Origin of the sequence: Tessaracoccus oleiagri (genome assembly GCF_900103275.1) — a bacterium.
In the GTDB taxonomy this organism is placed as follows: domain Bacteria; phylum Actinomycetota; class Actinomycetes; order Propionibacteriales; family Propionibacteriaceae; genus Arachnia; species Arachnia oleiagri.
In genome coordinates this window covers 181,521-195,497 of sequence record NZ_FNGP01000002.1, presented here as the reverse complement: position 1 = coordinate 195,497, position 13,977 = coordinate 181,521, and the positions used below count along the sequence as shown (strand labels likewise).

The following is a 13,977-nucleotide window of genomic DNA, read 5'->3' as shown; positions in this document are numbered from 1 at the left end:
CGGGGTGAGTAACGGGACTTGAACCCGCGGCCTCCTGGACCACAACCAGGCGCTCTACCAGCTGAGCTATACCCACCATGGCCGCCCGTTCCCGGGCGACTGCAGAACTATAGCGTATGCCCTGACGGGCGCGGAAATCAGGCCTCGGGCGGCAGCTCGGAGGGCTGCTCCTGGCCTCGGGTGAGCGTGCCACCGTGCCGCTTGGCGATCTCGGTGAGCGCCTCGGAGGACGGCCCGGGCTGCGGGACGAAGACCGCCTCCCGGTAGTAGCGCAGCTCCTCGATCGACTCCTGGATGTCGGCCAGTGCGCGGTGGTTGCCGCCCTTCGCGGGCGCCTTGTAGTGGACCCGTGGGTACCAGCGCTTCGCGAGCTCCTTGATGCTGGAGACGTCGACGACGCGGTAGTGCAGCCACTGCTCGAGCTCGGGCATGAACTTCGCGAGGAAGGCGCGGTCCGTGCCGATGCTGTTGCCGGCCAGGGGCACCTTGCGCGCGGTGGGGACGTACTGGCGGACGTACTCGAGGACCTGCCGCTCGGCCTCCTCGACCGCCACCCCGTCGTCGAGGAGCTCGAGGAGGCCGGACTTGGTGTGCATCTCCGTGACGAAGTCGCCCATGTTCGACAGCTGGTCGTTGGTGGGCTTGATCACGATGTCGACGCCGTCGCCGAGGACGTTGAGCTCCCCGTCGGTCACGAGTGCCGCCACCTCGAGGAGCCCGTCGGCCTCGAGGTCGAGGCCGGTCATTTCGCAGTCGATCCACACCAGATAGTCGTTCACGAGAGGCGAGCCTACTCGCCTATCCTTGCCGCATGAAGCTCGCACGCCTGGCCCTCCTCCTCGCAATGCCGCTGGCCCTGACAGCGTGCACGGGCGGCGAGCCCGCACCCTCGCAGTCGTCCACGGACGGAACGACGCCCGCCGCCACCGTGGCGCCGGAGCCGTCGGGCGAGTCCACCTCCGAGACCGCGCCGCCGCCCTCGGAGTCGCCGACGCCGTTCCCGGTGGAGCCGAGCGTCGTCGAATCCATGAACACCGAGAAGGCGTGGGATGACTGGGGCGTCGACGACCCGCTGCCCCCGCCGGGCCCCGAGAACAGCCTCGTCCAGCTCATCCGCATGGACTTCACGAATCCCGAGGCGATCGACGCGCACGTCCGGCTCGGGCTCCCGGAGGCCGTCCTCAACCCGCCCGGCGGCGAGGAGATCACCTTCTGCGAGGAGGGCGACGCCGACGCCAGCGCCATCGGCTTCGGCGGCAACTGGAACGTCGCCCGCAGCGAGCGCGATGGCTACGTGCTGTGCGACACCACGGGCACCTTCCCGCTGTCGGAGTGGGGTGACGACGCGCTGCTCGAGAAGCCGACGCTGGAGAACGGCGTGTGGACCGTCGACTTCCAGCAGTCGTTCATCCCCGAGCAGACCGTCGCCCTCTACCGGTTCCGGATGGAGTTCGGTGGCCCCGTCCTGGAGGCGAGCGAGGGCGGCGTCGTCGACGGCACCGCCGTGACCTGGAACGGGCCCGCGGAGATCCGCGCCGTCGCTGAGTCCGGCGAGTAGCGGCGGCGCTAGAATTCCCCCTCGAGCGCCCGTAGCTCAATGGATAGAGCATCGGCCTTCTAATCCGCAGGTTGCAGGTTCGAGTCCTGCCGGGCGCGCTCGGCCCGCGTGCCTCGCCAGCTTGTACGCTGTGGAGACATGAGCCAGATCGCCGAACGCCAGCGCCGCTTGTCCGGGCTGCCCTCGGCGAAGGCGCGGCCGTGGTGGCAGCGGATGCTGCGGAGCCCGCTGTTCTGGCTGACCCTCGTGCTCGTGCCGCTGTACACCTTCTTCCTGTACGACCAGTGGCAGATGTTCACGACACCGCAGCAGTTCGAGGACGGCACCGAGACCCTGGCGTTCACTCGCGAGACCGTGGAGCGGGCCGCGCTGCTGGCACTGCCGACGGCGCTCGCCTACATCGCGTTGTTCGTGTGGCTGGACCGCTACCGGCCGCAGCGGCCCCTGGTGTGGCTGCTCACCTTCGGGTGGGGCGCGGCCGCGTCGACCTGGTTCTCCATCCACATCAACACGTGGATGGGCCAGCAGATGGCCACCACCGACGCCGACGCCGACATGGGCTCGCGCGCGGCGATCTTCTCCGCGCCGTTCTCCGAGGAGGCCACGAAGGCCACCGTCCTCTTCCTGCTGCTGATCCTGCTGCGCCGCGAGATCGTGTCCCGGCTGGGCGTCGTCATGCTCTCCGGCCTCTCCGCCGTCGGCTTCGCCTTCACCGAGAACATCATCTACTACGGTCGCGTGATCACCTACGCGCTCAACGACATCTCCGTCGCCGACCCCGAGGCCGCGATCCGCGAGATCGTCCTGATGCGCGGCGTCTACACCTCCTTCGGCCATCCCCTGTTCACGATGCTGACCGCGACCGGGCTCGTGGTGGGCATCGCCGCGAGGTCGCGCATCGTCCGCATCGTCGCCCCGCTCGGCGGCTTCCTGCTCTCGGTGGCCGGCCACATGCTGTTCAACGGGCTGGCCTCGACGCGTCCGACGGACGCCCTGCGCGTGCACTGGATCATGGCGCTGATCCTCGTGGGGCTGATCCTCGTCTCGCTCGTGGTGTCGGTGGCGCAGCAGGCGCGGCTGATCCGCCACCGGCTGAGCGACTACGTCGCGGGCGGCTGGCTCTCCGAGCGCGACGTCGAACTGTTCAGCGGCCCGTTCAAGCGGTTCCACTACCTGCTGAAGTCGATGTTCTGGGGGCCGCGGCGCTGGTGGTACACCACCAAGCTCGTGCGTCGCTTCACCGAACTCGCGTACCTGCGCTCCGAGGTCACCCGCGGCACCATGGGCGAGGGTGCCCAGCTCCGCGGCCACGACGTCCTCGCCGAGATCGAGCGGCTCCGTCCCAAGGCGCTGTCCACCGACCCCGGCGTGCGCTGGCTCGGCTGGCGGAAGCCGAGGACGAGGTCCGCGCAACTGCCGCAGGCCGACTACCCGGGCCCCGCCGGGCTGGGAGGGAACTGGCCCGCCCGATGACCGACCTGGCGCTTTCACTGGAGACACTGCTCGAGGCGCTGCCCGAGATCCGTTTCCCGCTCGCCCTGCCGGGCGCGGCGGAGTACGCGGACGCGGCCGCAGCGCTCGCCGGCCAGGTGCGCGACTACCTCCTGCCGAGGGCCGAGACCCTCGACGCGCCGCTGCTGGCCGTCGTCGGCGGGTCCACCGGGGCGGGCAAGTCGACGCTGGTCAACTCGATCCTCCGCCGCAACGTCACCCGCCCGGGCGTCCTGCGGCCCACGACGAAGGCACCCGTCCTCATCTGCCACCGCGACGACGCCGACTGGTTCCGATCGGGCCGCATCCTTCCCGAGCTCACCCGCGGCGACGGGGAGGTCGCCCACACCCGGGCGCTGCAGATCGTCGAGAGCACCGACCTCCCCGCGGGCCTCGCGCTCCTCGACGCGCCCGACGTCGACTCCATCGACGACGAGAACCGGGCGCTCGCCAGACAACTGCTCCTGGCCGCCGACCTCTGGCTCTTCGCCACCTCGGCCGCCCGCTACGCCGACGCCGTCCCGTGGGGCTTCCTCCGCGAGGCGAGCGCCCGCGACCTCGTCCTCGGCATCGTCGTCAACCGGTGCCCGCCCGCCTCCCTCGGCGAGGTTGCGCGCGACCTCGCCCGCCTCCTCCGGCAGGAGGGCCTCGGCGACGCCCCGCTCTTCGCGGTCCCGGAGGGCCCGCTGGTCGACGGCATGATCCCCGACCCGCTCGTGAGCCCCATCCGCGCCTGGCTCGGCGGCATCGCGTCCGAGGCCGAGCACCGCGCCCAGGTGGTGCGGCAGTCCCTCGGCGGGGCGCTGCGGCAACTCGACGTCGAGATCGCGCGTCTCGAACTGGGGCTCGCGGAGCAGGGCGACGCCGCAGCCGACCTGCGGGCGCAGGCCGTGGGGGAGTTCGGGCACGCCGGAGACCGGGTCGCGACGACCGTCGGCGACGGATCCATGCTCCGCAGCGAGATCATCGCCCACTGGCACGACGTGGTGGGCACCGGCTCGCTGTTCCGGGGCCTCGACGAGACCGTCGCCTCGCTCCGGGCCCGCGCCCGCCGATGGGTCAGCGCCGAGCCCAAGGCCGAGCGGATGCAGGAGGCCGTCTCCGACCAGCTGGCGAAGGTCATCGTCGACGCCGCCGAGGTGGCCGTGGACGCGACCGCGCAGGCCTGGGCGCGCACCACCTGGGGCAGGCAGGTGCTCGCCGACGAGCTCCGCTCCCTCTCGCCCGACTTCGAGGCGCGCGCCGTGGCCGCCGTGCGGGGCTGGCAGCAGGACGTCCTGGCGCTCGTGACCGAGCAGGGCAAGGGCAAGCGCCTGCGCGCCCGGCTGCTGGCGCTCGGCACCAACGCCATCGGCGCCACCCTCATGGTGGTGGTCTTCGCGTCCACGGGCGGGGTCACCGGCGCGGAGGCGGGGATCGCCGGCGGCACGTCGCTGCTGGCCCAGCGGCTCCTCGAGTCGGTGTTCGGGGCGGGCGCCGTCGAGCGGCTGGCGCAGGAGTCCCGTTCGCTGCTGGACGCCCGCGTGCGGACGCTCTTCGACGAGGAGGCCTCCCGCTTCACCGGCGCGGTGGACGAGGCCTCGGTGCCCGGCGAGGTGGGCGAGCGGCTCACCCGCGCGGCGTCACGCGTGGCGGAAGCGAGGGCGGGGCTGTGATCGACGAGGCGCTGCGGGAACTGGAGCACTACCTGGCCGAGGCCGACGGACGGCTCGACCCTGCCGTCGAGGCCCGCGCCCGGGAGTTGCTCGGATTCGCCGACGAGCGCCTGCGGGCCGGCGAGCAGACCGTCGTCGCGCTGGCCGGAGCGACGGGCTCCGGCAAGTCCTCGCTGTTCAACGCCATCTCGGGGACCCGGCTCGCCCACGCCAGCCCCAAACGCCCCACGACCGCCAAGACCCTGGCGCTCAGCTTCTCCGCCACCAACGGACCGCTGCTCAACCTCCTCCAGATCACGCGGCGCCACGAGGCCATCCCGCCGACGAGCCAGCTCACCGACGTCGTCCTCCTCGACCTGCCGGACCACGACTCCACGCACCTCGCGCACCGGGAGGAGGTGGACCGGCTCGTGCGTGTGGTGGACCAGTTCGTGTTCGTCGTCGACCCCCAGAAGTACGCCGACGCCGCCCTCCACGTGCGCTACCTGCGCCGGCTCGCGGAGCACCGGGACGTCATCTCCGTGGTCCTCAACCACGCCGACGAGCTGACCGGCGGCGACCCGATCCTCGCCGAGTCGCCGGACAGCCTCGACGACCAGCTCCAGCAGCTGCTGCGCGGCGACCTCCGACTCGACCCCCGGGTGGCGCGCGTCGCCGACCACCTCCGGGGGATCCTCGCCGACGACGGACTCCACGACGTCCCCGTCTTCGTCACCGACGCGATCGACGGCGAGGGTGTCGACCTGTTGCGCCACCACATCGGCCGGGTCGCGACGAACAAGCGCGCCACCCAGGACCGCCTCGCCGCGGACCTGCGCAACCTCGCCGACGAGCTCCGGCGGATCGGCGGTCGGCCCGGGGCGGTGGACGACGGCGCCGTCGCCGAGCTCAACCGCGAGGTCGCCGTCGCCGCCGGGGTGCCGCGGCTCGCCGCCGGCGTCCGCAAGTCCGTCCAGCGGCGCGGGGCCATGCTCCAGGCCAGGCGGGCCGGCGACGTGCCCCAGCTCGAACTGCCGAGCCACCAGGTCGCCTCCGCCGCCGACGACGCCCGCGCCGCCAGCGCCGTGCGCAAGTTCGTCACCGCCTCGACCGTGAACCTTCCCGAGCGCTGGCGCGAGGAGGCCCGTCGACGGATCACCGCCGGCCCCGGCGCGCGCCTGGCCCCCCGCGTCGACGCCGCCATGCGCGCGGTCGACCTCAGCCCGCTCGAGGCGCCGTTCGGGTGGGGGCTCGCCCGCTTGGCCAAGTGGCTCCCCGTCGTCGTGCTCGTCGCGTTCGGCGGGTGGCTCGTCTGGGAGGTCGTGTGGGGCAGCGGCGAGTTCGCGCCCAAGCTGCTCACCATCGTCGCGGCCGCCTTCGCCGGCACGGTGCTGGTGAGCCTGTTCGGCGACTGGATGCTGCGGCTGTCGGCGCGGCGTGCGGAGCGACGCGCGGCCCGGGCACTGGGTGCCGCGGTGGAGACCGAGGTGCAGCAGGTCATCGTCGACGCGGTGCGCGCGGAGCTCGAGGCCCACGCCCGCGCGGAGTCGGCCCTCCAGCGGATGACTGGCATACTGGCTCGCGGCTGAGATTCTTTTCTGGAAGGGACACTGTGGCTGAATTCATCTACACGATGCACAACGTCCGCAAGACGATCGGGGACAAGCTGATCCTCGACAACGTGACTCTGTCGTTCTTCCCCGGTGCCAAGATCGGCGTCGTGGGTCCGAACGGCGCGGGCAAGTCGACGATGCTCAAAATCATGGCGGGCCTCGAGCACGCCAACAACGGCGACGCCAACCTCGCCAAGGGCGCCACCGTCGGCATCCTGCTGCAGGAACCCCCGCTGACCGAGGGCAAGACGGTGCAGGAGAACGTCGAGGAGGCGGTCGCCGACATCAAGGCCAAGCTGCGCCGCTTCGACGAGATCGGGGCCGCGATGGCGGAGCCCGACGCGGACTTCGACGCCCTGCTGGCCGAGATGGGCGAACTGCAGACCGAGCTGGACGCCCACAACGCGTGGGACATCGACGCGCAGCTGGAGCAGGCCATGGACGCGCTGCAGTGCCCGCCGGGTGACCAGGTCGTCGACGTGCTCTCGGGCGGCGAGCGGCGCCGAGTGGCGCTGACGAAGCTGCTCCTGCAGCAGCCCGACCTCCTGCTGCTCGACGAGCCCACCAACCACCTCGACGCGGAGAGCGTGAACTGGCTCGAGGGCCATCTGAAGTCGTACCCCGGCGCCGTGCTCGCCGTCACGCACGACCGCTACTTCCTGGACAACGTCGCTCAGTGGATCTGCGAGGTCGACCGCGGCAAGCTGCACCCCTACGAGGGCAACTACTCCACCTACCTGGAGACAAAGCGCGCGCGGCTCCAGATCGAGGGCAAGAAGGACGCGAAGCGGGCCAAGATCCTGGAGCGCGAGCTCGAGTGGGTCCGGTCGTCGCCCAAGGCCCGCCAGGCGAAGAACAAGGCGCGTCTCGCGCGCTACGAAGAGCTGGCGGCGGAGGCCGAGCGCAACCGCAAGATCGACACCGCGGAGATCAACATCCCGCCGGGTCCCCGTCTGGGCTCCACTGTCCTCGAGGTCTCCAACCTCAAGAAGGGCTTCGGCGACCGGGTCCTCATCGACGACCTGTCCTTCACGCTGCCGCGCGCGGGCATCGTCGGCATCATCGGCCCCAACGGCGTCGGCAAGACCACCCTGTTCAAGACGATCACGGGTCAGGAGGAGCCGGATGCCGGCACCGTCCGGATCGGCGAGACCGTCAGCTTCAGCTACGTCGACCAGAACCGCTCCGGGATCAACCCCGACGACAACGTCTGGCAGGTCGTCTCCGACGGGCTGGACTACATCAAGGTGGGCAGCTTCGAGATGCCGTCGCGCGCCTACGTGGCGAGCTTCGGGTTCAAGGGGCCCGACCAGCAGAAGAAGGCGGGGGTGCTCTCCGGCGGTGAGCGCAACCGCCTCAACCTGGCGCTGACGCTCAAGCAGGGCGGCAACGTCCTCCTGCTCGACGAGCCCACCAACGACCTGGACGTGGAGACCCTCTCGAGCCTGGAGGACGCCCTGCTCGAGTTCCCGGGCTGCGCCGTCGTGATCTCCCACGACCGCTGGTTCCTGGACCGGGTCGCCACCCACATGCTGGCCTGGGAAGGGCTGGACGAGAACGGTGTCCCGCAGTGGTTCTGGTTCGAGGGCAACTTCCAGGACTACGAGGCGAACAAGCTCGAGCGCCTCGGCCCGGAGGCCGCGCGCCCCAGCCGCTCGACGCACCGCCGCCTGACGCGCTGACGCAGAGCGAGAAGAGGGAGGGACACCACCAGGGTGTCCCTCCCTCTTCGCATGTCCTCAGATCGTGGCGACGATGACCACCGCGATGACGACGGTGAACACCGGGATCAACAGGTGGTTGGCCCACGACAGCCACGACCAGCCGTGCTTCTCCGGGGACGCGAGCGGCGCGCGGATCGGATCGTCGTCGGTGCGCTTCAGGTCGCGTGAGAGCCCCACCACCGTGGCGGCCAGCAGCAGCGTCACGCCGATCCCCACCACGGACCAGGCCCAGATCGACGTGACGGTGCCCGGGATGAACATGGCAGCGACCACCGACGCCAGCAGGGCGCCGCTGAGCAGGATCGCGAGGACCGGACGATCCAGGATGAGGCGGAGCATCGGGGTCGAGCGCCACACCATGAGGCTGAACACCAGGCCGAGCAACGTGACGGAGACGAGCATGCCCACCGTGATCTCGAACGGTGCGCCGACGAGTGCGTCCGGGAGCGCGTTGAGTGCGGCCATCATCCCGATGGTCTGCGCCGCCGCGGGGAGCACGCTCCAGACCGCGCTGCGCGACGGCGCGGCCGAGGTCTCGGCCAGCCCGGCGGCGTATGCGCGGGGGTCGCCGAACGCCGACCGGGCGGTCTCCCCGGACTCCCGGACGTGGGAGTCGATCTCCGCCAAGGCCTCCCCGATCTCGGCGCCCGGCACGTCGAGCAGACGTGCCTCGATGATGAATTCCTCGCTCCATTCCGGCTCCACGGAGGGAGCCAGTCTGAGCTCCAGCTCGTACTTCGAGGGAGACTTGTTCATGCTGGTGTCCTTTGCTGTTCGGCGTTGACGATGCGGGTGATGGTCGAGGAGAAGCGCTCCCATGCCTCCGAGAGTTCCCGGAGCCTGGCATGGCCGCGCTCGTTGAGTTTGTAGAACTTGCGCCCGGGGCCGGATTCCCCGGGCCGCCACTCGATGTCCACTTCCTCGGCGGACTCGAGACGCTTCAGGAGCGGGTACAGGGTCCCGCCCTTGACCTCGCCCAACCCTGCGTCCGTGAGGCGGGAAGCGAGTTCGTACCCGTAGGTGGGTCCGTCGGACAACAGGCGCATGACGCAGAGATCGAGGATCCCCCGCTGCCAGTCGGCCGGCCAGATGTTTGGTGCCATGACTAGAAGGTATCGCACACTAGTCTGCCTGTCTAGCTAGTTCGCTCATCCGCTGTGTCCCACCGACGAGAGAGGGAGGGATACCACTCGGTGTCCCTCCCTCTGATCGTCGGTCGCTGCTCACTGCACGAGCTGCTCCAGCATCGCCTGGGCGTTGGCCGCCAGGGTGCACTGGCCCATGTCGGGGTCGCCGGCCTCGACGATGCAGTTGTTGTCCTGGCCCTCGAAGGCGTTGGTGACGTAGAGCACCCGCTCGTCGGCCTGCAGGATGAACACCTCGGTCCAGAGCCCGGTCTCCGGGGTCTCGGGCGGGTTGCCCACTGCGGTGATGTAGCCGGTGCGGACCTCGGTGGCGTCCACGGCGGAGGCATCCACCGGGACCGCCTCGCTGGCGACCTCGACGCGGACGTTGGTGTAGTCCTTCGACTCGTAGACGGTTGCGCACTCGACGCCCGCGGTGTGCAGGATGTCGAAGGCCTCGGCGGCCGCCTCGTCGGAGTCGTAGCCGAGCACCACGGCGCTGACGCTGGTGGGGTAGCCCTGGACGCCGTACTCACGGGTGAGGATCGACGTGGGCATCCCGTAGTCGCCCGGGTCGCAGAAGCTCTTCGCGGCCTGGCCGACGCCCTCGTACTCCTCGCGGATCTCGACGGGCAGCGGCCCGCCCATGACCTGCTCGCCGACCGGCAGGTTGTCGAACGTCGGCGGCACGACCGTCACCGGCACCTGCGTGGGCGACGGGGACTCCGTCGGGCTCTGGGTCGGGTCGGCCGGGAGCGGGACGGCGGTGCTGTCGCGCAGGGCCTGGACGATGGGGGACTGCCAGACGCCGAAGCCGGCCACGAGGGTGAGCGCCAGCGCGCCGGCGGTGATGCCCGTGTGGCGCACGGCGCGGCGCCGGGAGCCGCGGCGGCGGACTTCACTGGGGGGCAGCATGGGAGCCTCCTTGGCTCGGGTGAGGAACTGGTCCAGCTCGGGGATGCGATCAGGCATGACGGAACTCCTTCTCAGAGTGCAGTAGACGGGCGAGCTGCTCGCGCCCCCTGGCGAGGCGGGCCTTCACGGTCCCGCTGGGTGCACCGATCTCGGCGGCGACGTCCTCGACGGACATGTCGCACAGGTGGTGCAGGATGATCACGCGGCGCTGCTGTTCGGGCAGCTTCGCAAGGGCTTCGTCGATGAGGATGCGGTCGGGGCCCGGTTCGACGGACCCACGGGACTCCAGCGCGCGATCGGGTTGACGTCGCGCCCTGCTGGACTTCCTCCAGTTGCTGACGGCCAGGCGGTAGGCCGTCGTCCTCACCCAGGCTTCGGGGCCGAGATCCTTGTCGAGTTTCCGACGGTGGTCCCAGGCGCGGATGAACGCCTCCTGGACGGCCTCCTGAGCCTCGGCCAGGTTCCCGCACATCGCGTAGATCTGACCGACGAGTTTGTTGAATGACGCTCGATAAAACGCGTCGAACTCGTTCGCGTCCATCTGGGCCTCCTGGCTCGGGGTTGTTACACCCTCACTACGTCTCGGCGTTGGAGTCAGGTTGCACCCAAAATGATCAGTGAGTGGCCAATAGCTCCGCGAGCGACATCGAGTCCCGGTCCGCGAGCGACCGCAGCTGCGTCTGGCACGAGAACCCGTCGGCCAGCACGATCGCATCCGGGTGCGCCTCCACCGCCGGGCCGAGATCGTGCTCGAACACCTTCACGCTCACCTCGTGGTGGCCGCGCTCGACGCCGAAGTTGCCCGCCAGCCCGCAGCAGCCGCCCACCGCGACGAGCGTCGCCCCGGTGCGCTCCAGCAGCGCCCGGTCCGCCTGCCAGCCGATCACCGACGTGTGGTGGCAGTGGGGCTGCGCGACGATGGTGTGGCCGCTCAGGTCCGGGGGCGTGAAGTCCGCGTCACGCGACAGGAACTCGGCGAGCGTGAGCACCGTGCCGTTGAGTGCGGCGACGTTGGCGTCGTCCGGCAGCAGCTCGGGGGCGTCGCTGCGCCAGACCGCGGTGCAGCTCGGCTCCAGCCCGACGATCGGCACGCCGTCGGCGACGTACGGGGCCAGCACCGACGCGGCGGCCGACAGCTGGCGGCGGGCGCCGTCGAGCTGGCCGGTGGAGATCCAGGTGAGCCCGCAGCAGGCGTTGTTGCTGAGCACCTCGGGCTCGTAGCCGAGCTCGAGCATGACGTGGACCATCGCGGCGAACGTGTTGGACTCGAAGCAGTCGCTGAAGGAGTCCACCCACAGCAGGACCCGGCCCTTGGTCCTGGGCCGGTTGTCGTGCCGGGCGACGAGCGCCGCCAGCTGCGACTTGGCGGAACGCTTGGCGAACCGCGGGATCTGCCGTCGCCCGTCGACGCCGGCGCCGAACTTCAGTGCGTTGCCCAGGACCGGTGACGCGCCGACGGCGTTCACCGCGCCCGCGAGGCCGGGGACCTTCGTGATGAGCCGGCCCCAGCGTGGGAGCCAGCCGAGGGCGTAGTGGCTGCGGGGCCGGAGCCGGCCCTTGTACGTCTCGTGGATCACGCGCGCCTTGTAGGCGGCCATGTCGACCCCGGTGGGGCAGTCGCGGGCGCAGCCCTTGCAGGAGAGGCAGAGGTCGAGCGCCTGGTGCACCTCGGGGGAGCGCCAGCCCTTGCTCACCAGCGAGCCGTTCACCATCTCCTGCAGCACACGTGCGCGACCGCGGGTGGAGTCCTTCTCGTAGCGGGTGGCCTGGTAGCTGGGGCACATCACGCCGCCGGTGCCGGTGTTGTCGGCGATGCACTTGCCCACGCCCTGGCACTGGTGGACGGCCGCGACGAACTCGGGGTCGGAGATGTTGAGCGGGGACTTCGAGGCGGCGACGAAGCGGGCGTCGGCCTCGACGGGGACGGGGTCGACGAGGATGCCCGGGTTGAGCAAGTTCTTGGGGTCGAAGAGCTCCTTCACCTGGCCGAACAGCTTCAGCGCCTCGTCGGAGTACATGTGGCGGAGCAGCGCCGACCGGGCGCGCCCGTCGCCGTGCTCGCCGCTCATGGAGCCGCCGTACGAGGCGACGAGCCTAGCCGCGTCCTCGACGAAGGCCCGGTACCGCTGGGGGCCGTCGGGGTCGTCGAGGGGGAAGTCAATCCGGCAGTGGACGCACCCGTCGCCGAAGTGGCCGTAGGGGAGGCCCTCCAGTCCGTGCTGGTCGAGCAGCGCCTCGAAGTCGCGCAGGTAGGCGCCGAGGTGCTTCGGCGGGACGGCCGAGTCCTCCCAGCCCGGGTAGGCCGGCTTCGCCAGCGACACGCCGGCGAGCCCGGCGCCGTCGGCGCGGATCTGCCAGAGCTTCGCCGCGGCCGCGGGATCCTCGACGATCCAGCCGTCCACCGCGTTCGCCGCAGCCAGCAGCAGCCCGGCGCGCTCGTGGACCTCGGCCGGGTCGTCGCCGACCAGTTCGATGAACATCCACCCGTCGCCCTTCGGCAGGCCCCCCACGGAGTCGGGGCCCTTCTTGGCGTTGACCACGTCGACGATGCGCCGCCCGAGGCCCTCGCAGGCGGTGGGCCGGAACTGGAGGAGGTTGGCGATGTCGTCGCCGGCGTCGGCCATGGTGGGGTAGCCGAGCGCCACCATCAGCCGGTGGGGCGCGTCGGCCACGAGCCGGACCGTGGCGCGGGTGATGATGCCGAGCGTGCCCTCGGTGCCTGCGAAGAACTTGGCCACGTCGAACTTCTTCTCGGGCAGCAGGTGCTCGAGGGAGTAGCCGGAGACCTGCCGGGTGAAGCGGCCGAACTCGGTCCGGATCGTGCCGAGGTTGGAGGCGACGAGCGAGCGCAGCTCGGGGAAGTCGTCGCGGCCGAGGACGCGGAGGTTGCCGTGGCCGTCGATGATCTCGAGTTCGACGACGTTGTCGGCCATCCGCCCGTAGCCCAGCGCGCGGGGGCCGCAGGCGTTGTTGCCGATCATGCCGCCGACCGTGCACCGCGTGGACGTCGACGGGTCCGGGCCGAGCCGGAGGCCGTACGGCCTCGCGGCCTGCTGCAGTTGCTCCTGGATGACCCCGGGGTCGATGACGGCGGTCCGGGTCTCGGGGTCGATGGAGTGGATCTTGTTGAGGTGCCGGGAGACGTCGATCACCAGGCCCGCGCCGACGGCGTTGCCGGCGCAGGAGGTGCCCGCGCCGCGGGCGGTGATCGGGATCTGCTGCTCAAGGGCCCAACGCACGGCGTCGATGAGCTCCTCGCGGTCCTTGGGGAACGCGACTCCGGTGGGCTCGACCCGGTACAGGGAGCCGTCGGAGGTGTAGAGCGCTCGGGTGAGGGTGGAGGAGTCGACGGAGATCACGCCCCCCATTAAAGCAAGCCCTATTTGGCCTCGGCGGCCTCGTCCGCGTAGCTCAGCACGGCCTGCATGGCGCGGCCGAGCGATTTGTAGTCGTCGGGGCCGATGGCGTCGACGAACACCTCGCGCACGGAGTCGACGTGGGAGGGGGCCGCGCGCTTGAGGAGTTCGTAGCCCTCGTCGGTCAGGACGGCCTGCACGCCGCGGCCGTCGGAGGAGCACGCCTCGCGGCGGACCAGACCCTGCTTCTCCATGCGCGCGACGGTGTGGGTGAGACGGGAGCGCGAGTGGCGTACGCTGGAGGCCAGCTCACCCATGCGAAGGGTGTGGTCCTCGGCCTCGGAGAGGCGGACCAGCAGCTCGTACTCGTCGAGGCTCAGGCCGTACGCGGCCAGCGCCGCATCGAGGTAGTCATCGATGCGGGTCTTGGCGAGCAGGTAGCTCCGCCAGATCCGTTGTTGGTCGGCGTCGAGCCAGCCCAGGCGTGGTTCCGTCATGCCACAAGATTATACAATATGATTTAGCATTCAACTACATCGGGTTGACTTAATCATCCGCGGGC

At 70.6% G+C, this 13,977-nt stretch carries 11 protein-coding genes, 2 tRNA genes and 1 pseudogene; 6 read left to right on the top strand and 8 right to left on the bottom strand.

Annotated elements, in window-relative coordinates; translation table 11 throughout:
- Positions 1 to 3: 3 nt before the first annotated feature.
- Positions 4 to 76 (bottom strand) — tRNA-His (locus BLR46_RS05905).
- Between the two features lie 61 nt (positions 77 to 137).
- Positions 138 to 779, bottom strand: coding sequence for an oligoribonuclease (gene orn / locus BLR46_RS05900; protein ID WP_093249910.1), 642 nt, complete (start codon positions 777 to 779; stop codon positions 138 to 140).
- 32 nt (positions 780 to 811) lie between these two features.
- Here orn and BLR46_RS05895 point away from each other — a divergent pair, with 32 nt between their 5' ends.
- The 6 genes and pseudogenes from BLR46_RS05895 (at position 812) to ettA (ending at position 7,978) form a co-directional block, all read left to right on the top strand.
- Positions 812 to 1,558, top strand: a complete 747-nt coding sequence (locus BLR46_RS05895) for a hypothetical protein (RefSeq protein WP_093249908.1) — start codon at positions 812 to 814, stop codon at positions 1,556 to 1,558.
- Between the two features lie 25 nt (positions 1,559 to 1,583).
- Positions 1,584 to 1,656, top strand: a tRNA-Arg gene (locus BLR46_RS05890).
- Positions 1,657 to 1,696: 40 nt separating this feature from the next.
- Positions 1,697 to 3,031, top strand: coding sequence for a PrsW family intramembrane metalloprotease (locus BLR46_RS05885; protein ID WP_093249907.1), 1,335 nt, complete (start codon positions 1,697 to 1,699; stop codon positions 3,029 to 3,031).
- Positions 3,028 to 3,564, top strand: a pseudogene (locus tag BLR46_RS15575) (GTPase domain-containing protein); the annotation flags it as partial. The gene BLR46_RS05885 and the pseudogene BLR46_RS15575, both read left to right, overlap by 4 nt.
- 1,136 nt (positions 3,565 to 4,700) lie before the next feature.
- Positions 4,701 to 6,272 (top strand): GTPase, encoded by a 1,572-nt coding sequence (locus BLR46_RS05880; RefSeq protein WP_176761682.1) that lies wholly within the window; start codon positions 4,701 to 4,703, stop codon positions 6,270 to 6,272.
- 23 nt (positions 6,273 to 6,295) lie between these two features.
- The gene (ettA, locus tag BLR46_RS05875; protein WP_093249904.1) at positions 6,296 to 7,978 is read left to right on the top strand and encodes an energy-dependent translational throttle protein EttA; all 1,683 of its coding nucleotides are present in this window, start codon (positions 6,296 to 6,298) and stop codon (positions 7,976 to 7,978) included.
- Between the two features lie 57 nt (positions 7,979 to 8,035).
- On the opposite strand, the gene BLR46_RS05870 is transcribed toward ettA, so the two are convergent.
- The 6 genes from BLR46_RS05870 to BLR46_RS05845 form a co-directional block, all read right to left on the bottom strand.
- Entirely contained in the window at positions 8,036 to 8,776 is a 741-nt protein-coding gene (locus BLR46_RS05870; protein ID WP_093249901.1) for an HAAS signaling domain-containing protein, read from the bottom strand.
- Positions 8,773 to 9,123 carry a PadR family transcriptional regulator gene (locus BLR46_RS05865; protein WP_093249899.1) on the bottom strand — a complete coding sequence of 117 codons (351 nt, stop codon included), beginning with the start codon at positions 9,121 to 9,123 and terminating at the stop codon, positions 8,773 to 8,775. Before BLR46_RS05865 ends, BLR46_RS05870 begins: the two co-directional genes overlap by 4 nt.
- Before the next feature lie 120 nt (positions 9,124 to 9,243).
- The gene (locus tag BLR46_RS05860) at positions 9,244 to 10,116 is read right to left on the bottom strand and encodes a hypothetical protein (protein WP_093249897.1); all 873 of its coding nucleotides are present in this window, start codon (positions 10,114 to 10,116) and stop codon (positions 9,244 to 9,246) included.
- Positions 10,109 to 10,600, bottom strand: a complete 492-nt coding sequence (locus BLR46_RS05855) for an RNA polymerase sigma factor (RefSeq protein ID WP_093249895.1) — start codon at positions 10,598 to 10,600, stop codon at positions 10,109 to 10,111. Before BLR46_RS05855 ends, BLR46_RS05860 begins: the two co-directional genes overlap by 8 nt.
- Before the next feature lie 73 nt (positions 10,601 to 10,673).
- Positions 10,674 to 13,427 (bottom strand): FAD-binding and (Fe-S)-binding domain-containing protein, encoded by a 2,754-nt coding sequence (locus BLR46_RS05850; RefSeq protein ID WP_093249892.1) that lies wholly within the window; start codon positions 13,425 to 13,427, stop codon positions 10,674 to 10,676.
- Positions 13,428 to 13,438: 11 nt separating this feature from the next.
- Positions 13,439 to 13,912, bottom strand: a complete 474-nt coding sequence (locus BLR46_RS05845; protein ID WP_093249889.1) for a MarR family winged helix-turn-helix transcriptional regulator — start codon at positions 13,910 to 13,912, stop codon at positions 13,439 to 13,441.
- Positions 13,913 to 13,977: the final 65 nt, after the last annotated feature.